General features: G+C 69.7%; 26 protein-coding genes. All 26 read left to right on the top strand.

Annotated elements, in window-relative coordinates; all coding sequences use genetic code 11:
- Nucleotides 1-98: 98 nt before the first annotated feature.
- The 26 genes from AC1VXD_RS16410 to AC1VXD_RS16285 all read left to right on the top strand — a co-directional run bounded on the left by AC1VXD_RS16410 (nt 99) and on the right by AC1VXD_RS16285 (nt 24,822).
- A complete protein-coding gene (locus tag AC1VXD_RS16410; RefSeq protein ID WP_108770459.1) occupies nt 99-428 on the top strand; it encodes a hypothetical protein in 330 nt (109 codons plus the stop codon).
- 36 nt (nt 429-464) lie between these two features.
- A complete protein-coding gene (locus tag AC1VXD_RS16405; protein WP_482992932.1) occupies nt 465-1,109 on the top strand; it encodes an RNA polymerase sigma factor in 645 nt (214 codons plus the stop codon).
- Complete coding sequence (locus AC1VXD_RS16400; RefSeq protein WP_482992931.1) at nt 1,106-1,321, top strand: hypothetical protein; 216 nt, start codon at nt 1,106-1,108, stop codon at nt 1,319-1,321. Before AC1VXD_RS16405 ends, AC1VXD_RS16400 begins: the two co-directional genes overlap by 4 nt.
- Nucleotides 1,322-1,506: 185 nt before the next feature.
- On the top strand, nt 1,507-2,904 hold the full coding sequence (locus AC1VXD_RS16395) for a cytochrome ubiquinol oxidase subunit I (RefSeq protein WP_482992930.1): 1,398 nt from the start codon (nt 1,507-1,509) through the stop codon (nt 2,902-2,904).
- A gap of 1 nt (nt 2,905) precedes the next feature.
- The gene (cydB, locus tag AC1VXD_RS16390) at nt 2,906-3,919 is read left to right on the top strand and encodes a cytochrome d ubiquinol oxidase subunit II (protein WP_482992929.1); all 1,014 of its coding nucleotides are present in this window, start codon (nt 2,906-2,908) and stop codon (nt 3,917-3,919) included.
- A 218-nt stretch (nt 3,920-4,137) separates the two neighbouring features.
- Nucleotides 4,138-4,881, top strand: a complete 744-nt coding sequence (locus AC1VXD_RS16385) for a beta-ketoacyl synthase chain length factor (protein ID WP_482992928.1) — start codon at nt 4,138-4,140, stop codon at nt 4,879-4,881.
- Complete coding sequence (locus AC1VXD_RS16380; RefSeq protein WP_482992927.1) at nt 4,874-5,671, top strand: lysophospholipid acyltransferase family protein; 798 nt, start codon at nt 4,874-4,876, stop codon at nt 5,669-5,671. The genes AC1VXD_RS16385 and AC1VXD_RS16380 overlap by 8 nt, the downstream gene beginning before the upstream one ends.
- Nucleotides 5,658-5,915: a phosphopantetheine-binding protein gene (locus tag AC1VXD_RS16375; RefSeq protein WP_005411610.1), complete on the top strand. Its 258-nt coding sequence runs from the start codon at nt 5,658-5,660 to the stop codon at nt 5,913-5,915. The genes AC1VXD_RS16380 and AC1VXD_RS16375 overlap by 14 nt, the downstream gene beginning before the upstream one ends.
- Nucleotides 5,916-5,931: 16 nt before the next feature.
- Nucleotides 5,932-6,189, top strand: coding sequence for an acyl carrier protein (locus AC1VXD_RS16370; protein WP_025878014.1), 258 nt, complete (start codon nt 5,932-5,934; stop codon nt 6,187-6,189).
- Nucleotides 6,190-6,211: 22 nt separating this feature from the next.
- Nucleotides 6,212-6,763 carry a COG4648 family protein gene (locus tag AC1VXD_RS16365; protein WP_482992926.1) on the top strand — a complete coding sequence of 184 codons (552 nt, stop codon included), beginning with the start codon at nt 6,212-6,214 and terminating at the stop codon, nt 6,761-6,763.
- Nucleotides 6,756-8,447 carry an ApeI family dehydratase gene (locus AC1VXD_RS16360; protein WP_482992925.1) on the top strand — a complete coding sequence of 564 codons (1,692 nt, stop codon included), beginning with the start codon at nt 6,756-6,758 and terminating at the stop codon, nt 8,445-8,447. The genes AC1VXD_RS16365 and AC1VXD_RS16360 overlap by 8 nt, the downstream gene beginning before the upstream one ends.
- Nucleotides 8,437-9,207, top strand: coding sequence for a glycosyltransferase family 2 protein (locus AC1VXD_RS16355; RefSeq protein WP_482992924.1), 771 nt, complete (start codon nt 8,437-8,439; stop codon nt 9,205-9,207). Before AC1VXD_RS16360 ends, AC1VXD_RS16355 begins: the two co-directional genes overlap by 11 nt.
- 1 nt (nt 9,208) lies before the next feature.
- Nucleotides 9,209-10,150 (top strand): LpxL/LpxP family acyltransferase, encoded by a 942-nt coding sequence (locus AC1VXD_RS16350; protein ID WP_482992923.1) that lies wholly within the window; start codon nt 9,209-9,211, stop codon nt 10,148-10,150.
- Nucleotides 10,140-11,690 carry an HAL/PAL/TAL family ammonia-lyase gene (locus AC1VXD_RS16345; protein WP_482992922.1) on the top strand — a complete coding sequence of 517 codons (1,551 nt, stop codon included), beginning with the start codon at nt 10,140-10,142 and terminating at the stop codon, nt 11,688-11,690. The genes AC1VXD_RS16350 and AC1VXD_RS16345 overlap by 11 nt, the downstream gene beginning before the upstream one ends.
- Nucleotides 11,677-12,108, top strand: coding sequence for an acyl-CoA thioesterase (locus tag AC1VXD_RS16340; protein WP_482992921.1), 432 nt, complete (start codon nt 11,677-11,679; stop codon nt 12,106-12,108). Before AC1VXD_RS16345 ends, AC1VXD_RS16340 begins: the two co-directional genes overlap by 14 nt.
- A complete protein-coding gene (locus tag AC1VXD_RS16335; protein ID WP_482992920.1) occupies nt 12,105-12,734 on the top strand; it encodes an outer membrane lipoprotein carrier protein LolA in 630 nt (209 codons plus the stop codon). Before AC1VXD_RS16340 ends, AC1VXD_RS16335 begins: the two co-directional genes overlap by 4 nt.
- 1 nt (nt 12,735) lies before the next feature.
- Nucleotides 12,736-15,090, top strand: coding sequence for an MMPL family transporter (locus AC1VXD_RS16330; protein WP_482992919.1), 2,355 nt, complete (start codon nt 12,736-12,738; stop codon nt 15,088-15,090).
- A 53-nt stretch (nt 15,091-15,143) separates the two neighbouring features.
- Nucleotides 15,144-16,412: an NAD(P)/FAD-dependent oxidoreductase gene (locus AC1VXD_RS16325; protein WP_482992918.1), complete on the top strand. Its 1,269-nt coding sequence runs from the start codon at nt 15,144-15,146 to the stop codon at nt 16,410-16,412.
- Complete coding sequence (locus AC1VXD_RS16320) at nt 16,400-16,957, top strand: DUF3261 domain-containing protein (protein ID WP_482992917.1); 558 nt, start codon at nt 16,400-16,402, stop codon at nt 16,955-16,957. Before AC1VXD_RS16325 ends, AC1VXD_RS16320 begins: the two co-directional genes overlap by 13 nt.
- Nucleotides 16,954-18,144, top strand: coding sequence for a beta-ketoacyl-ACP synthase (locus AC1VXD_RS16315; protein WP_482992916.1), 1,191 nt, complete (start codon nt 16,954-16,956; stop codon nt 18,142-18,144). The genes AC1VXD_RS16320 and AC1VXD_RS16315 overlap by 4 nt, the downstream gene beginning before the upstream one ends.
- Nucleotides 18,141-18,599: a hotdog family protein gene (locus AC1VXD_RS16310; protein WP_482992915.1), complete on the top strand. Its 459-nt coding sequence runs from the start codon at nt 18,141-18,143 to the stop codon at nt 18,597-18,599. The genes AC1VXD_RS16315 and AC1VXD_RS16310 overlap by 4 nt, the downstream gene beginning before the upstream one ends.
- Entirely contained in the window at nt 18,596-19,327 is a 732-nt protein-coding gene (locus tag AC1VXD_RS16305; protein ID WP_482992914.1) for a 3-ketoacyl-ACP reductase FabG2, read from the top strand. The genes AC1VXD_RS16310 and AC1VXD_RS16305 overlap by 4 nt, the downstream gene beginning before the upstream one ends.
- A complete protein-coding gene (locus AC1VXD_RS16300; RefSeq protein WP_482992913.1) occupies nt 19,327-20,565 on the top strand; it encodes a beta-ketoacyl-ACP synthase in 1,239 nt (412 codons plus the stop codon). Before AC1VXD_RS16305 ends, AC1VXD_RS16300 begins: the two co-directional genes overlap by 1 nt.
- A gap of 65 nt (nt 20,566-20,630) precedes the next feature.
- Nucleotides 20,631-21,071, top strand: a complete 441-nt coding sequence (locus tag AC1VXD_RS16295; RefSeq protein ID WP_108770439.1) for an excinuclease ATPase subunit — start codon at nt 20,631-20,633, stop codon at nt 21,069-21,071.
- Between the two features lie 159 nt (nt 21,072-21,230).
- Complete coding sequence (locus tag AC1VXD_RS16290; protein WP_150453741.1) at nt 21,231-21,491, top strand: YcgL domain-containing protein; 261 nt, start codon at nt 21,231-21,233, stop codon at nt 21,489-21,491.
- A complete protein-coding gene (locus AC1VXD_RS16285; protein ID WP_482992912.1) occupies nt 21,484-24,822 on the top strand; it encodes an ankyrin repeat domain-containing protein in 3,339 nt (1,112 codons plus the stop codon). The genes AC1VXD_RS16290 and AC1VXD_RS16285 overlap by 8 nt, the downstream gene beginning before the upstream one ends.
- The last annotated feature ends 89 nt before the right edge of the window (nt 24,823-24,911 follow it).

The raw sequence follows: 24,911 nt of genomic DNA, 5'->3' as shown, positions 1-24,911 counted from the left end.
GGTCATGGCAGCGGGATTGGCAAAGTGGTGCAACCGGTGGCCGGCCTCAAGCATCCAATCTCCTGAACCCGCATCATTCACCGGACAGGAGCACGACCATGCAGGAACTCATCCCGATCACCCTCTTCATCTGCATCGCCTACGCGATCCATGCCGTCGCCGATGCGCGTGCGCGCAGCAAGCTGGTCGCCCCGCACGTGCCCGAGGAGGTGATCCGCTCGCTGGCCGGGCTGGAAGAAGAGCGCCGCCGCCAGGGCGCGCTGCGCTGGGGCATCAGCCTGGTCTGCCTGGCCCTGGCTATGGCCCTGCTGGAAGCCATCGGCGCCCGCGAGCTGACCTTCGGTGCCGCCGCCGCGCTGGCCGGCAGTGCCGGCCTCGGCCAGCTGCTGGCGTGGCACTTCACCCGTCCTGCCGTCCGCAAGGGCTGACCGGCGCATGCCACGGGCGCCCGGAGCGCATTGCGCATGAGCCTGCTGGGCGGTGCCCTGGCCGCACTGCGCGGGCGTCGTCGCGACGCCCCCGTGGAGGCACCGGCTGCGTGGGAGGACGACCGCGCGCTGGTGACTGCCATCATCGATGGCTCGCAGGCGGCGTTCGCGCAGCTGGTGCAGGCCCATCAACGCACCTGTGCGCATGTGATCGGGCGCATGGTCGGCGAACGCGACCAAGTGGCCGACCTGCTGCAGGAAACCTTCCTGGCGGTGTTCCGCCAGCTGCACCGCTTCCGCTTTGAATCATCGCTGCGGACCTGGGTTTCGCGGGTGGCCTATACGACGGCACTGCAGCACCTGCGCCGCCGCCGGCTGGAGATGCAGTGGATGGTGGCGGTGGAGGTGCCCGAGGAGCTGGGCATCGGCGACGAGGGCCCCGGCCCGGCCGAGCTGAGCGAAGCGCTGCAGGCCGGGCGCCAGCTCGGTGCGGCGCTGGAACGGCTGACCCCGCCGCAGCGCCTGATCGTGGGCCTGCACTACCTGGAGGATTTCGATCTGGTCGAGATCGAGCAGGTGACCGGGCTGGCGCGCGGTACCATCAAGAGCCACCTGTTCCGCGCGCGGCAGACCCTGAAACAGGAACTGACGCGACGCGCCACCGCCGGAGAGCTGCTGTGAGCGAAGCCAACGAACCCCGTGATGCCGATGCGCGCGCGCTGTCGCAGGCGCTGCGCGAGCAGGAACGGCAGACACCGGTGCCGGATGTGAGCGAGGCACTGCAGCAGCGGCTGCAGGCGGAAACGCGCGACAGTGGCGCGCTGTACATGGTGGTGCAGGTGCTGTTGTTCGGCGCGCTGCTGGCTGCGGCAGCCTGGTATTTCTGGCACTGACAGCTCCCGCCTGGCATGGACCGGCGCTACCGCGGCCGATTCCAGGGTAGTGCCGGTCTATGCCCGGCGGCTTTCACGTCCCACTGCGACAAAGTGAAGCAGCGCGTCACCCGGTCGCATCCCGGCTTAACCAAATCCTCCTAAAGTGGTCCGGTATCCCACCCGTACCTGGCAGGAGGCGTCCCTTGGACGCGTTGTTGTTGTCACGGATCCAGTTCGGATTCGTCATCAGTTTCCACGTGCTGTTCCCCGCCTTCACCATCGGCACGGCCAGCTGGCTGGCCTTCATCGAATGGCGCTGGCTGCGCACGAAACTGCCCGTGTGGCGCGACCTGTACTTCTTCTGGCAGAAGATCTTCGCCGTGTCCTTCGGCATGGGCGTGGTCAGCGGCATCGTCATGGCGTTCCAGTTCGGCACCAACTGGCCGCGGCTGAGCGAAGTGGCCGGCACGGTCATCGGGCCGCTGCTGACCTACGAAGTGCTGACCGCGTTCTTCCTCGAAGCCAGCTTCCTCGGCGTGATGATGTTCGGCTGGGGCCGGGTGTCGCCGCGTCTGCATTTCCTGTCCACCTGCATGGTGGCGCTGGGCACGCTGTTTTCGACCTTCTGGATCCTGTCGTCCAACAGCTGGCTGCATACGCCGGCCGGTTACGAGATGGTCAACGGCATCGTGCACCCGGTGGACTGGTGGCAGGTGGTGTTCAACCCGTCCTTCCCGTATCGGCTGGCGCACATGGCGCTGGGTTCGTTCATCACCACCTGTTTCGTGATCGGTGGCGTGGGCGCGTGGTACCTGCGCAAGGGCACGCACGTCGAAGCGGGCCGGCGCATGCTGGTCGCGGCGGTCGCGTTTGCCGCGCTGACCGTGCCGGTGCAGATCTTTGTCGGCGACATGCATGGCCTGAACACGCTGAAGCACCAGCCGATGAAGATCGCGGCGGTGGAAGCGCACTGGCATGAAAGCAAGGCCGGCGAGGGCGTGCCGCTGGTCGTGTTCGCCCTGCCCAACGAAAAAGAACAGCGCAACGATTTCGAAGTGGCCATCCCGAAGCTGGGCAGCGTGATCCTGACCCATTCGCTGGACGGCACCTTCGATCCGCTCACATCGGTGCCGGCCAGCGAACGGCCACCGGTGACGCCGGTGTTCTTCGCCTTCCGCATCATGGTCGGGCTGGGCACGCTGATGCTGCTGCTGGCCTGGGTCTCGGCGGTGCAGCTGTGGCGGAAGAAGCTGCTCGATTCGCCGTGGCTGCTGCGCGGCTGGAACTGGATGCTGCCCAGCGGTTTCATCGCGCTGGTGTCCGGCTGGTTCGTCACCGAGATGGGGCGCCAGCCGTGGGTGGTCTACGGCGTGCTGCGCACCGCCGATGCGGTGGGCCCGCAGAGTGCGTGGATGACCGCGCTGTCGCTGGCGGTGTACGTGGTCGGCTACGCCTTCGTGTTCGGCTGGGGCATCTGGTACCTGGTGAAGATCCTGCGCCACGGCCCGCAGCCGTATGAAGCGGGGCCCTCGCTGGACCATGGCAGCCACACCCCGGCGCGGCCGCTGTCGGCCGCCGACGAACCGCTGGAGGAGCGCTGACATGGACCTGATGACCTGGCTGCCGGTGGCGTGGTTCGCGGTGATCGGTTTCGGCGTGCTGATGTACGTGGTGCTGGATGGTTTCGTGCTCGGCATCGGCATCCTCGCCCCGTTCGCCGAGGACGAGGAACAGCTGGACCTGATGATGAACACCGCCGCGCCGATCTGGGACGGCAACGAGACCTGGCTGGTGCTGGGCGGTGCCGGCCTGCTGGCCGCGTTCCCCAAGGCCTATGCGGTGCTGCTGTCGGCGCTGTACCTGCCGGTGCTGCTGCTGGTGGTGGCGCTGGTGTTCCGTGGTGTGGCCTTCGAATTCCGCTTCAAGGCGCACCGCTCGCGCCGGCTGTGGAGCGTGGCCTTCGGCCTGGGCTCGCTGTTGGCGACCTTCGCCCAGGGCGTCATCCTGGGCACGCTGGTGCAGGGCATTCCCCTGGTCGATGGCCGCTTCAGCGGCGGCGCGTTCATCTGGTTCAGCCCGTTCGCGATGCTGACCGGTGCGGCGCTGGTGGCCGGCTATGCGCTGCTGGGCAGCACCTGGCTGATCCTGAAGACCGAGGGCCGCGTTCAAGCGCTGGCGCGGCAGATGACCCGGCCGCTGGTGGTGGCGGTGATCGCGGCAATGGGCCTGGTCAGCAGCTGGCTGCCGCTCCTCGATTCGCGGCTGATGGATGGCTGGTTCAGTGACGGCAACTTCTGGTGGCTGTCGCCCGTGCCGCTGTTGACCCTGGCGGTGGCCGCCGCGCTGTGGCGCAGCGCCACCCATCCGCGTCGCGACCTGCCGCCGTTCCTGCTCAGCCTGGCCCTGTTCGTGCTCGGCTTCGCCGGCCTGGTGCTGGGCATGTGGCCCTATCTGCTGCCGCCGTCGATGACGCTGTGGCAGGCCGCAGCGCCGGCCTCGTCGCTGGGCTTTTCCCTGGTGGGCCTGGTGGTGCTGTTGCCGGTCATCCTCGGCTACACCGCCTGGTCGTACCGGGTGTTCCGCGGCAAGGTGCGCGCCGACGCCGGCTACCACTGACGCGGGTGAACGGGGAGCGGCCGGTGACCGCTCCCCGTTTCGGTTTGTGAAACATGTATTCCCTGCGCGGGACGTGCTAGCGTTCGCACCTTTCCGGCCGCCAGGGGGGCTGCCGGCGACGTCCTGGACGGACGCACGGCTGCAGGAATGGGGGGCCGCCGCGCGTCGCCAAGCTGTTGGCCCGTGCCTGTCTTCCGCCCATCCAAACATCACCGGTAATGATCGAATTCTCCGTTGTCGACTGGGCCGCCTGGGCGCCTGGACTGACAGAACGTAGCCAATGGATGGGCTGGGCCGATGCGCCGTTCCTGCCGCAGGGCGAGGGCACGCCGTCGTTGGCCGAAGTGCCGGCCATGCAGCGCCGCCGCATCGAGCGCCTCGGCCGCATGGCCATCCAGGCCGCGTGCTGGTGTGAAGACGCGCAGGGCGCCGACAGCGACGCGCCGCTGGTGTTCGCCAGCCGCCACGGTGACGTGGCCCGTTCGATGGAGCTGCTCGGCTCGCTGATCGCCGCCGAGCCGCTCTCGCCCACCGGGTTCGGCCTGTCGGTGCACAACGCCATCGCTGCCCTGTACTCGATCGCCCGCGGCCACCGCGGCAACTACCTGGCGCTGGCCGCCCGGCAGGCGACCGTGGAAGCGGCCTGCCTGGAAGCCGCCGGCCTGCTGGCCGATGGCGCCAAGGAAGTACGGGTGGTGATGTATGAGTCACCTTTGCCGGACATTTTCAGCGAATTCGCTGACGAACCCGACCCGTTCTTCGCCTGGTGCTGGCGCCTGGCGCCGTCTGGCACGGCCGGCACCGGCCTGCGCCTGGCCTGGGAACCGGCCGCCGATGGGGGCAACACCGCGCCGGGCCTGCTGCCGCATGCGCTGGACCTGCACCGCTTCCTGCTGTCGTCGGTACCCACGCTGGAACACGTGACCCAGGGCCAGCGCTGGCGCTGGAGCCGCCATGGCTGAAGCCCTGCGCCGGCTCGACCACGCCTGGCGGGTATTCGGCACCGGCCTGAGCTTCGCCGCGTTCGGCGTGGGCGGGCTGCTGCTGGGCGTGTTCGTGATGCCGGTGCTGCTGTTGATGCGCGACCCGGTCGCGCGCCAGCGGCGGGCGCGGCGGCTGGTGCAGGCGGCATTTGCCAGCCACGTATGGCTGATGTGCCGGCTGGGCTTGATGACCCTGCAGGTGGAGGGCCGCGAGCGCCTGCAGCGTGATGGCCTGCTGGTGCTGGCCAACCACCCGACCCTGATCGACGTGGTATGCCTGATCGCGCTGCTGCCCAACGCTGACTGCGTGGTCAAGCGCGCGGTGGCCTGCAACCCGTTCATGCGCGGCCCGGTACGCGCTGCCGGCTACATCGCCAATGACGATGGCGCCGGCCTGGTCGATGACTGCGTGGCGGCCGTGCGTGCCGGCGGCACCCTGGTCATTTTCCCGGAAGGAACGCGCACTGTGCCGGGGCAGCCGCTGCGGCTCCAGCGCGGCGCCGCCAACATCGCCGTGCGTGGGCGGCTGGACATCACGCCGGTGCGTATCAGCTGCACCCCGGCCACGCTGACCAAGGGCCAGAAGTGGTATCGTGTGCCCTCACGTCGTTTTCACGTTCAGCTGCAGATCGGCGAGGATATCGCCATCGCGCCGTTCCTGGACGAAGATGACGCGTCAAGGGGGGATGCCTTGGCGGCCCGTCGCGTCACCGACCACCTCACTCGTTATTTCGACCTGTCTGGAGATCCGACCCGTGCAAGCACTTGAGCACGAGATCAAGGAATTGATCATTTCCTCGCTTTCCCTGGAGGACATCACGCCGGAGGACATCGATCCGACCGCGCCGCTGTTCGTGGAAGGCCTCGGCCTCGATTCGATCGACGCCCTGGAACTGGGCCTGGCCCTGCAGAAGAAGTACGGTGTCAGCCTCTCGGCCGACTCGGAAGAAACCCGTCGCCATTTCTCCAGCGTGCGCGCGCTCGGCGAGTTCGTCGCCGCCCGCCAGTCGTAAGGCGCCAGGAACTGCCATGACCAAGAATGAACTCTTCGAGCGCATCGTCCGCATCCTGACCGACAGCTTCGAGATCGAACCTGCCCGGATCAGCCCGGAGTCGCGCCTGTATGACGATCTGGACATCGACAGCATCGATGCCGTCGACCTGATCGTGCAGCTCAAGCCGCTGCTGGGCCGCAACCTGCAGCCGGAAGCCTTCAAGGCTGTGCGCACCGTGCAGGACATCGTCGATGTCGTGCATGGCCTGCTGCCTGGCCAGGCAGCCGCCTGACCGCAGCCAGGGAATTCCGACCATGGCACGTGCACGCATGGTCGTGGTGGCAGTGCTTTCGCTCGCCTATCCGGTGCTGGTCTACGTGGCCATGGGCCGCTTCGAGCCGCGCTGGCTGTCGCTGCTGCTGTTCGGCCTGGCCCTGCTGCGTGCGCTGAGCACCCGGCAACCGCTGTGGTGGGCTGCCGCGGCCGGCGCCGGCCTGCTGGCCGGGCTGGCCACCGTGCTCAACCAGGCGCTGCCGCTGAAGCTGTACCCGGCGCTGGTGAACGTGGTGATGCTGGCGGTGTTCGCCACCAGCCTGCGTTTCGGCCCGCCGCTGATCGAGCGCCTGGCGCGCTTGCAGGAGCCGGACCTGCCGGACTTCGCGGTAGCCTATACCCGTCGCGTCACCCAGGTGTGGTGCGGCTTTTTTGTTCTCAACGGTGGCCTGGCCCTGTTCACCGCGCTGTACGCGTCGGACCGGGTCTGGATGCTCTACAACGGATTGTTGGCCTACGTGATGATGGGAGTGTTGTTCGCAGGCGAATGGCTGGTGCGGCGTCGGGTCAAGGCGGCCCATGCCCATGGCTGACTGGATCGCCCTGGACCGGTTGCTGGTCGACGCACAGCCCGGCCGTGACATCGGCCTCTGCGAAGGCGTGGCCCTGGACCACACCGCCTTCCGCCGGCGCGCGCTGGCCTGGCGCGATGCGTTCGCCGCCGCCGAAGGCCGCGACTGGGCGCTGTATTTCGACGATGCGATTGCCTTTGCCGCGGCCCTGTTCGGTGCGTGGCACGCCGGCAAGCGCGTGTTCCTCGCCGCCGACAACCTGCCGGCCACGCTGCAGGCGGTGCAGCCGCAGGTCAGTGGCTTCGCTGGCGATGTCCCGGCCGATTACCGCCCGTTGACGCCGGCCGTGGCGGCCGTGGCGGCCGAGGGTGTGCTGCAGGCGCTGGACGAGCGCGTCTGCGAACTGTGCGTGTTCACCTCCGGCAGCACCGGCCAGCCCAGCGCGATCCACAAGCGCATGGACCAGCTGGCCCGCGAAGTCGATGCGCTGCAGGCCGCCTTCGGCGCCCAGCTCGACGGCGTACAGGTGCACGGCACGGTCTCGCACCAGCACATCTACGGCCTGCTGTTCCGCGTGCTGTGGCCGCTGGCCGCGGGCCGCCAGATCCAGCCGCGGCGCTTCTTCCATGAAGACCTGGTCGGCACCCTGGCCGGCGCCGACAGCGTGCTGGTGGCGACCCCGGCACACCTGAAGCGCCTGCCCGGACAGCTCGACTGGGCCAGCCTGCACGGCCGCCTGCGTGCGGTGTTCTCCTCCGGCGGCCCGCTGCCGGAAGAGGCCGCGCGGCAGGTTCGGCAGTGGCTGGGCGTGGCCCCCACCGAGGTGTACGGCAGCAGCGAGACCGGCGGCATCGCCTGGCGCCGCTGGGAGACCGACATGCCGCCGTGGCAGCCGCTGCCGGGCGTGCAGTGGCGCATTGATGACGGCTGCCTCGCGGTGGCCTCGGCGCACCTGGACAGCAGTGACTGGTGGCGCACCCAGGACCGCGTGGAAGCGCTGGCCGATGGCCGCTTCCGCCTGCTCGGCCGCGCCGACCGCATCGTCAAGATCGAAGAACGCCGGGTCTCGCTCGACGCGCTGGAACGCGCGCTGCGCGATGACCCGGACGTGGAGGACGTGCGCGTGCTGGTGCTGCCCGGCCAGCGCGAACAGCTGGCGGCGGTGGTGGTGCCGGCCGATCCGGCGCAGGTGACCGCCGGCGATGCCGCGCGCCGTGCCTTTGGCCTGCGCCTCGGTGCGCGCCTGGCGCAGGGCCACGATGCGGTCACCCGCCCGCGTCGCTGGCGACTGGTCGAGGCGCTGCCGATCAATGCGCAGGGCAAAGTCACCCAGGCCGCGCTGGCGGCCCTGTTCCAGCCGCTGATGCCGGTGCCACAGTGGGACCATCGCGGCGCAACGGCCGCGACCCTGCGCGTCACCCTGGATGCATCGCTGCGCGCGTTCCAGGGCCACTTCCCGCAGGCGGCGATCCTGCCTGGCGTGGCCCAGCTGGACTGGGCGGTGCGCTTCGCCCGCCAGGCCTTCGCGCTGCCGCGCGGTTTCGTGCGGATGGAGGCGGTGAAGTTCCAGCACGTGGCCCGCCCCGGCGACGAACTGACCCTGCAGCTGGACTGGGACGCCCAGCGCGGTGTGCTGACGTTCCGCTACACCTCCCTGCATGGCACGCACGCCAGCGGCAAGGTGGTCCTGACCGATGCGTACTGACGCCGTGGTGGAGGTTGGCGCCTTCGCGCCGCTGGTGGTCATTCCCGTGTACGACCACGAGCATGCCATCGGCGCGGTGGTGGACGGCGTGCAGGGCGCCGGCCTGCCCTGCCTGCTGGTCGACGATGGCTCGCATTCATCCTGCGGCGCGGTGCTGCAGGCGCTGGCGCAACGCGATGGGGTCGACCTGCTGCGGCTGGAGGTAAACCAGGGCAAGGGTGGGGCGATGCTGGCCGGCTTCGCTGAGGCTGCGCGCCGTGGCCACAGCCACGTGCTGCAGATCGATGCCGACGGCCAGCACGACACCGGCGACCTGCCACGCTTCATCGCTGCCGCACGGGCACGGCCGGACGCGGTCATCTGCGGCATTCCCGCCTACGATGCCAGCGTGCCCAAGGCCCGCCTGTATGGCCGCTATGCCACCCATATCTGGGTCTGGATCAACACGCTGTCGCTGCACCTGCGCGACACCATGTGCGGCTTCCGGGTCTACCCGCTGCCGCCGGTGCTGCGCCTGATCGGCGAGGAAACCATCGGCCGGCGCATGGATTTCGATACCGAGGTGCTGGTGCGCCTGTACTGGCGGCAGGTGCCGGTGGAACACCTGGCCACCCGTGTGACCTATCCGGCCGACGGCGTTTCGCACTTCGATGTGTGGCGCGACAACGTGCGCATCAGCCGCATGCACACCCGCCTGTTCTTCGGCATGCTGCCGCGCGCGCCGCGCCTGCTGTGGCGCCGCCTGCAGGGGCAGGGTTGAGATGAGCCGCGCGCACGACGCACCGCACTGGGCCGACATCGGCGAATCCACCTCGGTGGCCGGCGTGCTGTTTCTGTGCTGGGTGCACCGCGGGTTCGGGCGCTGGCCGTTCCGTCTGTGCGTGTGGCCGGTGGTGGTCTGCCACTGGTTGGGCAACCGGGTCGGCCGCCGCGCCTCGCTGCAGTACCTGCGGCGCCTGCAGGCGCACACCGGCGCGCTCGGCCATGCGCCGGGCTGGCGTGACAGCCTGCGCCATTTCTTCAGCTTCGCCGACACGATGCTGGACAAGATCCTCGGCCTCGGCGGCCGCTACCCGCCCGAGCGCATCCACCTGCAGCGCGACCTGGTGCTGGGCAAGATCGCGCGCCGCGAGGGCGGTCTGATCCTGACCGCGCACATCGGCTGCCTGGAACTGTGCCAGGTGCTGGCCGAACAGGTGCCCGGGTTCCGCATCACCGTGCTGGTGCACACCGCGCATGCGCAGCGCTTCAACCGCCTGCTGCAGCGGCTGGACCCGCTGGCCGCGGTGGAACTGGTGCAGGTGACCGAAATGGGCCCGGCCACGGCGGTGATGCTGGCCGAGAAAGTCGCCTCCGGCGGCTTCGTCGCCATCGTCGGCGACCGCGTGCCGGTACAGGGCGGGCGCAGCGTGATGGCCGATTTTCTCGGCCACCGTGCACCGTTCCCGATCGGCGCCTATGTGCTGGCCTCCGCGCTGGCGTGCCCGGTCTACACGATGTCCTGCCTGCACGAAGGCGATGGCTATCGCGTGGCCTTCGAACACTTTGCCGACCGCGTGGTGCTGCCGCGTGGTTCGCGCGATGCCGCACTGGCCGAACAGGCGCAGCGCTTCGCACGCTGGCTGGAACTCCAGGTCATCCAGTCCCCGCTGGACTGGTTCAATTTCTTCCCCTTCTGGGACCAGGCTCCTCATGACGATTGACGCCGTACCCGTGTGCCGTTTCGGCGATGCACCGCTGACCATCGAAGACGTGGTTGCCCTGGCCCAGCGCCAGTGCGACGCCGCCCTGAGCGAGGCCCCGGCCTTCCGCGCGCACATCCAGCGCGGCGCCGATTTCCTCGACCGCCTGCTGCGCGAGGACGGCGTGATCTATGGCGTGACCACCGGCTACGGTGATTCCTGCACGGTGAACATTCCGCCGGCGCTGGTGGCCGAGCTGCCGCACCACCTCTACACCTACCATGGCTGCGGCCTGGGCCGTTACCTGGACCCGGCCGAGACCCGCGCCGTGCTGGCCGCGCGCCTGGCCTCGCTGGTGCGTGGCATGTCCGGTGTCAGCGTGCAGCTGCTGGAAGGCCTGGCCACCCTGCTGCAGCACGACGTCCTGCCGCTGATCCCGGCCGAAGGCTCGGTCGGCGCCAGTGGTGACCTGACCCCGCTGTCCTACGTGGCCGCCGTGCTGTGCGGCGAGCGCGAGGTGCTGTTCGAAGGCCAGCTACAGCCGGCCGGCCCGGTGCTGGCGAAGATCGGCATGGTCCCGCTGAAGCTGCGGCCGAAGGAAGGCCTGGCGATCATGAACGGCACCGCGGTGATGACCGGCCTGGCCTGCCTGGCCTGGCAGCGCGCCGATTACCTGGCGCGCATGGCCACCCGCCTGACCGCGTTCAACGTGCTGTCCAGCGACGGCAACGCGCACCACTTCGACGAAACCCTGTTCGCCGCCAAACCGCACCCCGGCCAGGGCCGCATCGCCGCGCGCCTGCGCAGCGACCTGCACAGCGAGCGCCCGCCGCGCAACGAACAGCGCCTGCAGGACCGCTACTCGCTGCGCTGCGCGCCGCACGTGATCGGCGTGCTGGAAGACAGCCTGCCGTTCCTGCGCCAGCTGATCGAAACCGAACTGAACAGCGCCAACGACAATCCGCTGATCGATGCCGACGGCGAGCGCATCCTGCACGGTGGCCACTTCTACGGCGGCCACATCGCACTGGCGATGGACACGCTGAAGAACACCGTGGCCAACGTCGCCGACCTGCTCGACCGGCAGCTGGCGCTGGTGGTCGATGCCCGTTACAACCACGGCCTGCCGGCCAACCTGTCGGCGGCCACCGGCCCGCGCGCGGCCATCAACCATGGCCTGAAGGCGCTGCAGATCAGCGTGTCGGCGTGGACCGCCGAAGCGCTGAAGCAGACCATGCCGGCCAGCGTGTTCTCGCGTTCGACCGAATGCCACAACCAGGACAAGGTCAGCATGGGCACCATTGCCGCACGCGACTGCCTGCGCGTGATCGAACTGACCGAACAGGTGGTGGCCGCGATGCTGATCGCCGCCCGCCAGGGCCTGGCCCTGCGCGAGCGGGTTGGCCTGAACGCGCAGCTGCATGGCAGTCTGGCCGACATGTACGCCGACCTGGGGCAGCGCATCGCCCTGGTCGAAGAAGACCGCGCGCTGGATCGCGAACTGCGGGAACTGCTGGTGGAGATCCGCGCGCAACGCTGGGAGCTGTATGTCGGTGAATGAGGCAATCGAACTGATCGGCGAGATTTCGCTGTCCCCGGCCTTCCATGACTGCGACCCGATGAACGTGGTCTGGCATGGCAACTACTTCAAGTACTTGGAGATCTCACGCTGCGCGCTGCTCAGCCGCTACGACTACGACTACCCGCAGATGCTCGAATCGGGCTACCTGTGGCCGGTGGTCGATGCGCGGGTGAAGTACGTGCGGCCGCTGCTGTTCAACCAGGCGCTGCGCGTGGTCTCGCGCATCGTCGAATGGGAGAACCGGCTGAAGATCGAATACGAAATCCTCGATGCGGAAAGCGGCCAGGTGCTGACCCGCGCGATGACCATCCAGGTCGCGGTGGACGCGGCCAGCAAGGAAATGCTGTACCAGTGCCCGCCGGTGCTGTGGCAGCGTCTTGGAGTGCCTGCCCCGTGAATTCCTTCATCAGCCTCCCGCGCGTGCTGCTGTGCGCGCTGCTGCTCACCGTTGCGCCGTTGGTGCACGCGGCCGATGCCGCCGTCGATGCGATCACCCAGGCGGTGGCGCGGCCCGACGTGCTGCGTGGCCAGTTCACCCAGGAAAAGCAGGTCAGCGGCTTCAGGAACCCGCTGCGCTCGCAGGGCCAGTTCGTGGTCGCACGCCAGCACGGCGTGATCTGGACCACGCTCAAGCCATTCCCGTCCGAAGTGGTGGTCACCGCCGACCGCATCCTCAGCCGCCAGCGTGATGGCAGCACCCGCGTCGAACTGGATGCGCGCCAGCAGCCGGCGATGCGCTCGGTCAACGCCATCATGTTCGCGCTGATGAGCGGCGACGTGCAGGCGCTGTCGAGCCAGTTCAACGTGCAGGCCAGCCGCGAAGGGCAGGGCTGGCGGCTGAAGCTGACCCCGAAGTCGGCGATGCTGGCCAAGGCCTTCGAATCGCTGACCCTGCAGGGCGACCGCTACGTGCGCCAGGTGGAGATCGTGGAGGCCAACAAGGACCGCACGCAGATCCAGTTCAGCGCGCTGAGCGAAGCGCCGGCCAGCCTGTCCGCCGACGAGGCACGCCGTTTTGACTGACATGTCGACTGACGGCGCAGGGAAGGGGTCGGAGCGCCTGCGCCGCTGGTGGCACTGGCTGGGCATTGCCTGGCTGCTGGTGCTGCTGGTGATGGGCGCGCAGCAGTGGCGCCTGTGGAGCCAGGAGTCGCGGATCGACACCGACATCCTCGCCCTGCTGCCGCAGGATGCGCACGACCGCCTGCTGAGTGATGTCACCCGGCGCATCGCCGATGGCAGCTCGCGCCAGGTAGTGGTGCTGCTGGGCAGTACCGATGGCGCCGCCGCCAAGCGCGCGCAGGCCGCCTTCGCCAAGGCCATGGCCAGCGATGCCGACAGCGGGCTGCTGGTACCCAGCGGTTCCATCGAAGGCTGGTTCGACGACGCGCGCGCGTTCTACGCGCCGTATCGCGACCGCCTGCTGACCCCGGCCCAGCGCGAACAGCTGCAGCAGGCCGAACCGGGCGCGCTGGCCGAACAGGCGCTGGGCGCGCTGTATGGCCCGATGGGCGCACCGCGGCTGACCGATTGGCGGCAGGATCCACTGTCGCTGTGGCCGCAGTGGTGGCAGCAGCAGGCCCAGGGCTCCGGCCTGCGCCTGGGCGATGATGGCCTGCTCGAAGCCGAGGGCAAGCACTGGGCCGCGCTGCAGTTCGATACGCCCGGCTCGGCCTTCCAGCTCGACGGCGAGCGCCATATCGACGGCCTGCTTGAACGCGCTGGCCAGGCCGCCAAGGCCGCCGCAGCGGACCTGGAGATCCTGCATGCCGGCGTGCCGCTGCATGCCGAAGCAGCCGCCGTGCAGGCCAACCAGGAAATCAACACGATCGGCTGGGGCTCGCTGGCGGCGGTGCTGCTGCTGGTCTGGCTCGCGTTCCGTTCGCTGCGGCCGATCCTGCTGGTGGCCGCCTCGCTGCTGATCGGCTGCGGCGTGGCGCTGGCGGTGACCGTGCTGGTGTTCGGCAAGGTGCACGTGCTGACCCTGGTGTTCGGCGCGTCGCTGGTCGGCGTGGCCGAGGATTACGGCATCCACTGGTTCGCGTCACGCCAGGCCGAGCCGGTCGACCGCCGCTGGAAGCTGCTCAAGCACCTGCTGCCGGGCCTGTGGCTGGCCCTGGTGACCAGCGCGCTGGCTTATCTGGCACTGGGCCTGGCCCCATTCCCGGGCCTGCGGCAGATGGCGCTGTTCTCGGTGGTCGGCCTCGCCGGTGCCTTCCTGACGGTGATCTTCTGGTTCCCGTGGCTGGACGGTGGCGAGATCCGCCAGACCCGCTTCTCGCAGTGGCTGGGCAACACCCTGGACCGCTTCCCGCGCCTGCATGGCACGCGCCCGGTCACCGTCTTCATCGTCGCCACGCTGGCGCTGTCGGCCATCGGTATCGTGCGCCTGCAGAGCAACGACGACCTGCGCAGCCTGCAGTCCTCGCCGCCGGCGCTGATGGCCCAACAGATCCGCCTCAGCCAGCTGCTGGGCATGCCCAGCCCGGCGCAGTTCTACCTGGTGCAGGGCGCCGATGCGGCGCAGCTGCTGGAGCGCGAAGAAGCGCTGACCGGACGCCTGCGCGCCCTGGCCAGTGAAAAGCGCATCGGTGGCTATCGCGCGATCAGCGACTGGCTGCCGTCGCCGGCGCGCCAGCAGGCCGATGCTGCGTTGACCGCGAAGGTGGAACCGGGCGTGCTGTCGGCGGTCTCCGAAGCGGTGGGCGAGCCGTTGCCGCGGCCGGACTTCGCGGCCTCGCCGCTGACCGCCGAAGCCTTCCTCGCGTCGCCGGCCTCGCAGCCGTTCCGCCACCTGTGGGTGGGCGCAGTGGGGGGGCAGATGATCAGTGTGGTGATGGTCGATGACCTCTCGCGCGCCGATGCGCTGGCCATCCTGCAGGGCGCGGCCGACGGCCTGCCCGGCGTGCGCTGGGTCGACCGCACGGCCGACTTCTCCAAGCTGCTGGGCCACTACCGCAAGCTTATGGGCGGGCTGCTGCTGGTCGGCATCGCGCTGGTGTTCGGCGCGCTGTGGCTGCGCTATCGCCGCCAGGCCTGGCGCGTATTCGCTCCGACCCTCATTGCCGGTGCGCTCACCCTGGGCCTGCTGGGCCTGTTCGGCCAGCCGCTGCAGCTGTTCAACGTGCTGGCGCTGATGCTGCTGCTGGGCATGGGCATCGACTACGGCATCTTCCTGATCGAGCACCGCGGCGATGCCAGTGCCTGGCTGGCGGTGTGCGTGGGCGCGGCGAGCACCTGGCTGTCGTTCGGCCTGCTGGGCCTGTCGCAGACCCCGGCGCTGCGCGCGTTCGGCCTCACCCTGCTGTTCGGCATCGGCCTGGTCTGGCTGATCTCGCCGCTGTTCCGTCCGCCGCCACACGATCTGCCGCCGGCCTGACCGCGCTGTACTGCACCTCCCTTTCCACCTGATCGAGCAACAAGGACGCACCGATGAACATTGCCGTGGATGCAACTGCCCAACCGACCGAGGTTGAGCGAACTGAAATCCTGATCATCGGCGCCGGCCCGGCCGGCTCGGTCGCCGCGGCGATGCTGCGCCAGCAGGGCCGCCAGGTGCTGATGCTGGAGCGCCAGCAGTTCCCGCGCTTCTCGATCGGCGAGAGCCTGCTGCCGCAGAGCATGGAGTACATCGAGGCGGCCGGCCTGCTGCAGGACGTGGTGGAAGCTGGTTTCCAGCACAAGAACGGCGCGGCCTTCGTCCACGGCGAGGCACGCACCGCCTTCGATTTCCGGAAGAAGTTCTCGCCGGGCTGGGGCACCACCTACCAGGTGCAGCGCGCCGACTTCGACAACGTGCTGGCCCGCGGTGCCGAGCGCATGGGCACCACCCTGCGCTTCGGCGATGAAGTGCTGGCGGTGGAGGCCGGCGAGCACCCGGCGGTGAACGTGCGTCGTCCCGACGGCAGCGGGTACCGCATCGAAGCCGACTTCATTCTCGATGCCTCCGGTTTCGCGCGCCTGCTGCCGCGCCTGCTGGACCTGGAATCGCCGTCCAACTTCCCGGTGCGCGGCGCGATCTTCTGCCACGTGCGCGACAACATCCCGGCCGAAGCGGATTTCGACCGCAACAAGATCCTCATCACTACCCACCCCGAGCACATCGACGTCTGGTACTGGACCATCCCGTTCTCCAACGGCTGCTGCTCGCTGGGCGTGGTGGCCGAGCCGTCGTTCTTCGAACGCTACGACGGTGACGACCTGCAGAAGCTGCAGGCCATCGTCGGCGAGGACCCGAACCTGACCGGCCTGCTGGCCAATGCCGAATGGGCCGTGCTGCCGGTGCGCCGCATCACCGGCTATTCGGCCAACGTCAGCTCGCTGTGGGGCCCAGGCTATGCGCTGCTCGGCAACGCCGGTGAATTCCTCGACCCGGTGTTCTCCTCCGGCGTGACCATTGCCTTCAAGTCAGCACAGCTGGCCAGCGAATGCCTGAAGCGCCGCTACGCCGGTGAGACCGTCGACTGGGAAGCCGAGTTCTCCATTCCGCTGCGCGCGGGGGTGAAGACCTTCCGCCGCTTCGTGGAAAGCTGGTACGAAGGCGGTTTCCAGAAGATCATCTACCACCCCGACCAGCAGCCGGACATCCGCGACATGATCTGCTCCATCCTGGCCGGCTACGCCTGGGACACCAACAACCCGTACGTGGCCGATCCCAGCGGCCGCCGCATGCGCGTGCTGGAGCAACTGTGCAGCGCCTGATCGCCCGCTTCGGCGCGGTGCTGCTGTGCCTGTTGCTGGCCGCCTGTGCCAGCCGCATGCCGCGCCCGCTGGTTGAACTGCCGCCGCTGCGACTGCCGCCAGCCAGCCTGCCGGCGCCGCTGGCGCTGCAGCAGCAGCTGCATTTCCGCTTTGGCAGCCATGAACGCGACCTCGACGCACTGCTGGAAGCGGATGCGCAGCAGGTGCAGCTGGCCGTGCAGGCGATGGGCCAGACCGGCGTGCGCCTGCAGTGGGACGGCCAGCAGCTGACCCAGCAGCGTGCGCCGTGGTTGCCGCCGCAGGTGCGTGCCGAGCGCGTGCTGGATGACCTGCAGTTCGCCCTGTGGCCGACTGAAGCGATTGCCGCCGCGCTGCCGGCCGGCTGGCAGGTGGTCGATGACGGCCACCAGCGCAGCCTCTCGCGCGATGGCCAGGTGTGGCTGCAGCTGCAGCGCCTGGACGATGGCAGCGTGCAGCTGGACAACCGCGCCGAGGGCTATGCCCTGCGCATCGAATCGATCGACATGGCCGGGCAGGATAAATGAGCGCAGCGATTTACCTGAACGACCTCGGCGTGGTCTGCGCGCTCGGTGAAGGCCGCGCGGCCGTGGCCGCTGCCCTGTTTGCCGATGCACCGGGCGGCCTCAGCGACAACGACACCCTGCTGCCGGGCCAGACCCTGGCGCTGGGCGAAGTCCGCACGCCGCTGCCGGCGCTGGACGATGTGCCAGTGGCCCTGCGTGGCCGCAACAACGCACTGCTGGATGCGGCGCTGGCGCAGATCGCGCCGTCGGTGCAGGCCGCCATCGCCCGTTACGGTGCGCAGCGGGTAGCGGTGGTGCTGGGCACCAGCACCTCGGGCATCGGTGAATCCGAGCAGGCCCTGCGCACCCGCGCCGAGACCGGTGAGTGGCCGCAGGGCTTCGACTACGCCCAGCAGGAAATGGGCACCGCCGCGCAGTTCGTGCGCCAGCGCAGCGGTGCGCTGGGCCCGGCCTGGACGCTGTCCACTGCCTGTTCTTCCAGCGCCAAGGCGCTGATGTCGGCCGCGCGCCTGCTGCGCGCCGGCATCGTCGATGCGGTCATCGCCGGTGGCGCCGATTCGCTGTGCCGCTTCACCGTGGCCGGCTTCAGTGCGCTCGAGTCCGTGTCGGCACAGCGCTGCAACCCGTTCTCGCAACACCGCTGCGGCATCAACATCGGCGAAGGTGCCGCGCTGTTCCTGCTGACCCGCGCCGCCGGCCCGGTGCAGTTGGCCGGCTGGGGCGAATCGGCCGACGCCCACCACATGTCCGCGCCCGACCCGAAGGGACTGGGTGCGATCGATGCCCTGCAGCAGGCACTGCAGCGTGCCGGCTGGGATGCAGGCGACGTGGATTACGTGAACCTGCACGGCACCGCCACCGGCCACAACGATGCGATGGAAAGCGTGGCCGTGGCCCAGGTGCTGGGCACCTCGGTGCCGGCCAGCTCGACCAAGCCGCTGACCGGCCACACCCTCGGCGCCTCCGGCGCGATCGAGGCGGCCGTGTGCTGGATCCTGCTGGCCGAGAATCCCGGTCACCGGCTGCCGACGCACTGGTGGGATGGCAGCGCGGATCCGGCCCTGCCGGCATTGCCGCTGGTCGCCCCGGGCGCGCGCCTGGACCGGGCGCCGCAGCGGGTGCTGAGCAATTCCTTCGCCTTCGGCGGCAGCAATGCCGTGCTGGCACTGCAGGGGGTGGCCGCATGAGCCTGCCCCTGTTCGCGATCGAAGACGTGGTGCCGCACCGCCAGGACATGTGCCTGCTGGAGCGCATCGTGCGCTGGGACCAGGACAGCATCGAGGCCGAGCTGGTGGTGCCCGCCGCGGGGCTGTTCATCGAGGACGGCGGCGTGCCGGCCTGGATCGGCATCGAATACATGGCGCAGGCCATCGCGGCCTGGGCCGGTTGCCGTGCCCGCGTCGCCGGCAACCCGCCGCAGCTGGGCTTCCTGCTCGGCAGCCGGCGCTACACCAGCCGGCGCAGCAGCTTCCCCAGCGGCAGTGTGCTGCGCGTACACGCGCGCTGCGAGCTGTTGGGTGACAATGGGCTAGGGATGTTCGCCTGCCGGATCCTGGCAGGCGATGAAGAATGGGCGGTCGCCAACGTGTCGGTGTTCGAACCGGCCGACTCGATGGCCTATCTGGAGAGTGGACAGGCATGACAGGGAATCGAAGCGTGCTGGTGACCGGCGCCAGCCGGGGCATCGGCCGGGCCATTGCGCTGCGCATCGCGCGCGATGGCTTCGACGTGGTGGTGCATTGCCGCAGCCGCGTGGAGGAAGCACAGGCCGTAGCGGCCGAGATCCAGGCACTGGGCCAGCAGGCCCGCGTGGTGGCCTTCGACGTGGCCGACCGGGTCGCCGCGCGTGCGGCGCTGGAAGCGGACGTGGAAGCGCATGGCGCCTATTACGGCGTGGTCTGCAACGCCGGCATCGCCCGCGACGGCGCTTTCCCGGCGCTGTCCGAGGACGACTGGGACCAGGTCATCCACACCAACCTGGATGGCTTCTACAACGTGCTGCACCCGCTGATCATGCCGATGGTGCGGCGGCGCAAGCCGGGCCGCATCGTCACCCTGTCCTCGGTGTCCGGCGTTGCCGGCAACCGCGGCCAGGTCAACTACAGTGCGGCCAAGGCCGGCATCATCGGTGCCACCAAGGCGCTGGCGCTGGAACTGGCCAGCCGCCAGATCACCGTCAACTGCGTGGCCCCGGGCCTGATCGAGACCGACATGCTGAACGAAGAAGTGGTCGACCATGCGCTGAAGCTGATCCCCGCCGGCCGTGTCGGCCGTCCGGAGGAAGTGGCCGCCACCGTCGCCTTCCTGCTGTCCGAGCCGGCCGGCTACATCACCCGCCAGGTGATTTCAGTGAACGGAGGCATGATCTGATGGCTGCCGATCGTCGCGTGGTGGTCACCGGTGCCGCCGCCATCAGTCCGCTCGGCCATGACTGGCCGACCATCGAGGCGCACCTGCGCAGCTGCCGCAATGCGGTGCGCACGATGCCCGAGTGGGATGTCTACGCTGGCCTGAACACCAAGCTGGCTGCACCGGCGCAGGACTATGACCTGCCGCCGAACTACAACCGCAAGACCACCCGCTCGATGGGCAAGGTCGCCATCATGTCGGTACGCGCCACCGAAGTGGCGCTGCGCGAAGCGGGCCTGTTCGAGCACCCGGTGCTGCGCAGCGGCCGTGCCGGCGTGGCCTACGGCTCGTCCTCGGGCAGCCATGAAGCCACCGGCGAATTCGGCCGCATGCTGCACGAATTCACCACCGACGGCATCAGCGCCACCACCTACCTGAAGATGATGAGCCACACCGCGCCGGTCAACATCGGCGTGTTCTTCGGCCTGTCCGGGCGGGTCTACACCACCTCCAGCGCCTGCACCTCGGGCAGCCAGGGCGTGGGCGCCGGCTACGAAGCCATCCGCAGCGGCAAGCAGACGGTGATGGTGGCCGGCGGTGCCGAACAGCTCGACGCCACCGCTGCGGCGGTGTTCGACACCCTGTTCGCCACCAGCACGCGCAACGATGCACCGCACACCACCCCGCGCCCGTTCGATGCAGGCCGCGATGGCCTGGTGCTGGGCGAGGGCGCCTGCACGCTGATCCTGGAAGACCTGGAACACGCACAGGCCCGCGGCGCGACGATCCTCGCCGAGATCGTCGGCTACGGCACCAACAGCGACGGCCAGCACGTCACCCAGCCCAGCGCCGACACCATGGCCCAGGCCATGCGCCTGGCGCTGGAGGATGCCGGCCTGCAGCCGTCGCAGATCGATTACGTGAACGCCCACGGCACCGCCACCGACCACGGTGACATCGCCGAGACCCAGGCCACCGCCCAGGTCTTCGGCAACCGCATGCCGATCAGCTCGCTGAAGAGCTACGTCGGCCACATGCTGGGGGCCTGCGGCGCGTTCGAAGCCTGGATGAGCATCGAGATGATGCGCGCCGGCTGGTTCGCCCCGACCCTCAACCTGGGCGAGGTCGACCCGCGTTGCGGCCAGCTCGATTTCATCACCGGACAGGGCCGCGAACTGCAGGCCAAGTACGTGATGAGCAACAATTTCGCCTTCGGTGGCATCAACACCTCGCTGGTGTTCCGCCGCTGGAGCGAATGATCCACCGCCCCACACCGCGTTCCACACCGCGCCCCACCCCGCACCCCGAACAAGGAGAAGTTTCGATGCGTCGTACCCTGATGATCGCCACGGCCACCGCACTGCTGGCCCTGACCACCACCGCCTCGGCCCGCGACACCCGCGTCGAGCAGTCCCTGCGCGAGCTGGTCAGCTCGCAGGCCGCCAAGGATGCCGGCATCGACGGCAGCGTGCGCTTCTACCTGGCCGGCCAGCCGGTCAGCGTGCAGCAGCGCCTGGGCGAGGACGTGACCAACAAGAAGACCAACGCCGCCAACAAGAGCGACGAGGAAGCCTGCCGCTGGGTGGCCCTGTCGGCGCTGCGCGCGCTGCAGGATGGCGCCAAGTCGCGCGGCGCCAATGCCGTGGTCGACATCGTCAGCTACTACAAGAAGAACGAGTTCAAGAGCGCGACCAACTACGAATGCTACGCCGGCGCGATTCTGGCGGGCGTGGCGCTGAAGGGCACCTACGCCAAGGTGAAGTAACTGCTGGATATGGCGGTCCCTGCCTGAACGCCATCGCCACATTGCTGAACCCCATCGGGGAAACGCCGTCGATCGCGCCGCCATCGTCGCGCGACGGCTTTCCCCGGTGTCGGCTTTCCGACACAATCATGGCTCTTCCCGGGTTATCGTCCCGCGGACATGCACGCCTACGTCTATAAAAGCCAACTCAAGCCGGACACCTACGTCTATCTCGCCCGTCGTGATGATTTCAGCGCGCTGCCTGCGCCGCTGGTCACCTCGCTGGGTGCGCTGTCGTTCGTCCTCGAAGTGACCCTGGATGCGCAGCGCCGGCTGGCCCAGGCCGACCCGGACAAGGTCCGCAGCGAGCTGACCGAGCGGGGTTTCTACCTGCAGGTGCCGCCGTCGGTGACCAGCATGATGCGGCGCCACTATGACTGAGCTGTCGCGCCCACGCGCACTGTCGATCGCCTTCGTCCTCGGCGCCGTGCTGGCGCTGGCCTCGGTCGTGGGTGGGCTGCCGGGTGCCGTGCTCGCTGCGCTGGCACAGCCGGCGTTCGCGCTGGGCGTGTCGTGGTGGCGGCGCAGCCGCACGCTGCAGGCTCCGAAGCTGGTCGCGCGGCAGGAGCTGCCGGCGCTGGCGGTGCTGTGGGCCGCGGCCCCGGCAGGCCTGGCGCTGCTGCTGGCGTGGCCGCTGGCCGCGCTGCGTGACAGCGGCAGCCTGGCCGCCGTGCTGGGTCTGAGCGTGCTGGTCAGTGCCGGCCTGCTGGCCGCGTGGCGCACCTGGCCGTTGTGGAACGATGTCGAACGCCTCGATGGCGGCCTCGCCCAGCATTGGCACGCCCTGGCCGGGCGTGACCTGACCGCCTGGCGTGGCCTGCTGGTGGCGGCGATCGTGGTCGCCCTGGCCGCGCTGATCGTGCTGCCGGCGTGGCCGGGCCTGTTGCCGGAAGGCGCCGGTTGGCCTGCCGCACTGGCCACGCTCGCGCTGTCGCCGGTGCTGCACCTGCTGCTGCAGCGGGTGGCACCGGCGCCGATGGTCAGCCTGCGCAGCACCGCCCAGGATCTGCCCAGCGGCGATGCCGAAGCGCTGTTCAATGCCGCCGCCGAAAGCACGCCGCTGGAAGCGATGGCACCGCAGGAACTGACCCCGGCCCTGTACGAAGCCGCGCGCCACGGCCGCATCGACCGCGCGCTGCAGCTGCTGCAGGCCGGTGCCGATCCGCACGCGCTGCCGGACCCGAACTGGCGCGACCAGCGCAGCCTGGCCGTGCTCGCCGCCGTGCTGCCCGACCTGCGCCTGCTGCGCGAGCTGATCGGTCGCGGCGTAGACGTCAATGCCCCGCACCGTGGCATGACCCCGCTGCTGGCCGCGACCCGCGACAGCTGGCATGGCCGCCCCGAAGCGGTGATGACCCTGTTGGCCAACGGCGCCGATTCGCGAGCGATGGACAGTGATGGCAACACCCCGCTGCACCACGCCGCGCGCAGCTCCGACCCGGGCGTGGCCGCGCTGCTGCGCGATGCCGCCGCCGAAGTGGATGCGCTCAATACCGAGGGCTGGTCGCCGTTGGCGGTGGCCTGCCAGGTCGGCAACTGGCGCCTGGCCCGCTTCCTGCTCGAACGCGGTGCGCGCAGCGAACCCAGCGAAGGCACCCCGGTGCTGCTGGCCGCCGCCGCCACCGAGGACGACGATCCAGCTGGCGTGCAGCTGCTGCTCAAGCACAAGGCGCGCGCCGATGCGCGCGACCGCCAGCGTCGCAGCGCACTGCACGAAGCCGCCCTGGCCGGCCATGTCGAGATCATCGGCGTGCTGCTCGGTGCTGGCGCCAACCTGGAAGCGCGCGATGCGCTGGGCCGCACGCCGTGGCTGGAAGCGGCCCGTGCCGGTCGCGCCGCGGTCATCGAGCACCTGCTGCCGCACAAGCCGGACCTGATGGCGGTTGATGGCGAAGGCCGCAACGCCGTGCTGCTGGCCGCGATGGCCGAGGATGTCTCGCCGCTGCTGGTCAAGCGCCTGGTCGACCTGGGCATCGCTGCCGATGCCAGCGATCCGCTCGGCCGTCGTGCGGTGGACTACGCCGCCGAAGCCGGGCGCTGGGCGATCGTGGCCCTGCTGGACCCGTCCTACCCGCTGCCGGCCGCGGTCAGCGATGGCCTGGCCGAGCGCGGTGAAGCCGCGAGCGCCAGCGGCCTGCTGCCCGACCGTCCGCCGCTGACCCTGCTGCGCGAAGCGCTGGGCTTCGGCAATACCGAAGGCATGGCCGCGCTGGCCAAGCTGTGCCAGCCAGATGAGCTGGGCGGCCTGCTGCTGGACCCGGAGCTGGCGCTGGAACCGCGTGCGGTCGACTGGCTGCTGGTCCATGGCGCTGACCCGTACGTGCGCGATGCCTGTGCCGATACCCCCATGTTCGCCCTGCTGTCGCGTGGCATCGACGCAGTGCCGGCGCTGCAGGTGATGCTGCAGCGTGGCCTGTCGCCGGCCGGCCGCGGTGGCCTGGCGCGCTTCCTTGCCGCCTGCGCACAGCACGACCAGGCCGCGCGCGGCCTGGAACAGCTGGCGCTGGAACTGCTTGAACGCGGCGCCGATTCATTTGCCGCTTCGCCGGCCGGTGACCCGCCGCTGTCGCTGGCGGTGCGCCTGGGCTGGCTGCGCCTGCAGCAGGCCCTGCTCAATGCCGGTGTCGATCGCGAAGCCCGCGACAGCCACGGCATGACCGCCCTGCACCTGGCCACTGCGCTGGCCCGCGAAGGCGCGCTGAAGCTGCTGGTGCAGCACGGTGCATCGCCGGAAGCGCGTGCCGCCGATGGCCAGACCCCGCTGGGCGTGGCGCTGTCGATCGGCCGCCGCGACCTGGCCGACTGGCTGGATTGGCGGGTGTGGCCGCTGCCGCGCCGCACCCTGCGCGAAAGCGACCTGCCGGCCGCCGCCATGGCCGGCGACGTCGATGCCGTGCGCCGCTTGAACGACCTCGGCTTTGCCATCGACGCCGTCGATGCGCAGGGCTGCACCGCACTGCTGCGTGCGGCCGGCGGTGGCCATCTGGCGGTGGTCGACCTGCTGCTGGCGCGTGGCGCCGATCCGCAGCACGGCGCCGCCAGTGGCGCGACCCCGCTGTCGGCGGCGGTCAGCATGCGCCAGGTGGATATCGTCTCGGCCCTGCTCGATGCCGGCGCCCAGCTGGAACACCGCCTGCCGGGCGGAGTGACCGTGCTGATGCTGGCCTCGGCGCTGGGCCTGCCGGACATCGTCGCGCGCCTGCTCACCGCCGGTGCCGACGTGCACGCCGGCGATGCGCAGCAGCTGGGCCCGCTGCACTGCGCGGCGCTGTACGGTTTCAGCGCCCGCGACCGTTCGCGCCTGCTGGCTCTGCTGGATACGCTGCTGCTGGCCGGCGCCGAGCCCGACCTGGCTGCGGCCGGTTCGGTCACGCCGTTGCTGCTGCTGCTGGGTGCACGCGCCGAGCCGGGCACTGCCTGCGACGAGCAGGTGGTGATGGCTGCAGTGGAGCGCCTGCTGGATGAGGACGTGAGCCTGGACGTGCGTGACCCGCGCGGCTTCGGCCCGCTGCACCTGGCCGCCCTGCACGGGCTGCCGCTGCTGGTGCAGCGCCTGCTGCGCGCCGGTGCCGATCCGGAAGTACGCGACAGCCTCAACCGCAGCCCGCGCGAGATCGCGGTCATGCGCGGCTTCATCGACGTGGCCGGCGAATTCGAACCGCGCGTGCCGGGCGTGTCCTCGATGGCCCGGTTCCTGCGCGACAACGGCTGAGGGCCGCCGGGGCCGTAGCCGCCCGCAAACCCCCGCGGGTCCGGGAGCGGAGGACGCCCGCCAAACACTCCGGGGCGCTGTGTGTTGGG

The sequence above is a fragment of the Stenotrophomonas sp. STEN054 genome (assembly GCF_056854535.1).
The sequence above is the reverse complement of the archived record's forward strand: the minus strand, read 5'-3'. Positions and strand labels throughout refer to the sequence as shown.

Excerpts from the sequence above, each read along its gene's own strand:
- AC1VXD_RS16300 (WP_482992913.1), top strand. The coding sequence starts at position 19,327 with ATGGCTGCCGATCGTCGCGTGGTGGTCACCGGTGCCGCCGCCATCAGT.
- AC1VXD_RS16305 (WP_482992914.1), top strand. The coding sequence starts at position 18,596 with ATGACAGGGAATCGAAGCGTGCTGGTGACCGGCGCCAGCCGGGGCATC.
- AC1VXD_RS16385 (WP_482992928.1), top strand. The coding sequence starts at position 4,138 with ATGATCGAATTCTCCGTTGTCGACTGGGCCGCCTGGGCGCCTGGACTG.
- AC1VXD_RS16330 (WP_482992919.1), top strand. The coding sequence starts at position 12,736 with ATGTCGACTGACGGCGCAGGGAAGGGGTCGGAGCGCCTGCGCCGCTGG.
- AC1VXD_RS16410 (WP_108770459.1), top strand. The coding sequence starts at position 99 with ATGCAGGAACTCATCCCGATCACCCTCTTCATCTGCATCGCCTACGCG.
- AC1VXD_RS16325 (WP_482992918.1), top strand. The coding sequence starts at position 15,144 with ATGAACATTGCCGTGGATGCAACTGCCCAACCGACCGAGGTTGAGCGA.
- AC1VXD_RS16285 (WP_482992912.1), top strand. The coding sequence starts at position 21,484 with ATGACTGAGCTGTCGCGCCCACGCGCACTGTCGATCGCCTTCGTCCTC.
- AC1VXD_RS16370 (WP_025878014.1), top strand. The coding sequence starts at position 5,932 with ATGACCAAGAATGAACTCTTCGAGCGCATCGTCCGCATCCTGACCGAC.
- AC1VXD_RS16360 (WP_482992925.1), top strand. The coding sequence starts at position 6,756 with ATGGCTGACTGGATCGCCCTGGACCGGTTGCTGGTCGACGCACAGCCC.
- AC1VXD_RS16405 (WP_482992932.1), top strand. The coding sequence starts at position 465 with ATGAGCCTGCTGGGCGGTGCCCTGGCCGCACTGCGCGGGCGTCGTCGC.
- AC1VXD_RS16295 (WP_108770439.1), top strand. The coding sequence starts at position 20,631 with ATGCGTCGTACCCTGATGATCGCCACGGCCACCGCACTGCTGGCCCTG.
- AC1VXD_RS16345 (WP_482992922.1), top strand. The coding sequence starts at position 10,140 with ATGACGATTGACGCCGTACCCGTGTGCCGTTTCGGCGATGCACCGCTG.
- cydB (WP_482992929.1), top strand. The coding sequence starts at position 2,906 with ATGGACCTGATGACCTGGCTGCCGGTGGCGTGGTTCGCGGTGATCGGT.
- AC1VXD_RS16350 (WP_482992923.1), top strand. The coding sequence starts at position 9,209 with ATGAGCCGCGCGCACGACGCACCGCACTGGGCCGACATCGGCGAATCC.
- AC1VXD_RS16380 (WP_482992927.1), top strand. The coding sequence starts at position 4,874 with ATGGCTGAAGCCCTGCGCCGGCTCGACCACGCCTGGCGGGTATTCGGC.
- AC1VXD_RS16340 (WP_482992921.1), top strand. The coding sequence starts at position 11,677 with ATGTCGGTGAATGAGGCAATCGAACTGATCGGCGAGATTTCGCTGTCC.
- AC1VXD_RS16315 (WP_482992916.1), top strand. The coding sequence starts at position 16,954 with ATGAGCGCAGCGATTTACCTGAACGACCTCGGCGTGGTCTGCGCGCTC.
- AC1VXD_RS16355 (WP_482992924.1), top strand. The coding sequence starts at position 8,437 with ATGCGTACTGACGCCGTGGTGGAGGTTGGCGCCTTCGCGCCGCTGGTG.
- AC1VXD_RS16365 (WP_482992926.1), top strand. The coding sequence starts at position 6,212 with ATGGCACGTGCACGCATGGTCGTGGTGGCAGTGCTTTCGCTCGCCTAT.
- AC1VXD_RS16290 (WP_150453741.1), top strand. The coding sequence starts at position 21,231 with ATGCACGCCTACGTCTATAAAAGCCAACTCAAGCCGGACACCTACGTC.
- AC1VXD_RS16310 (WP_482992915.1), top strand. The coding sequence starts at position 18,141 with ATGAGCCTGCCCCTGTTCGCGATCGAAGACGTGGTGCCGCACCGCCAG.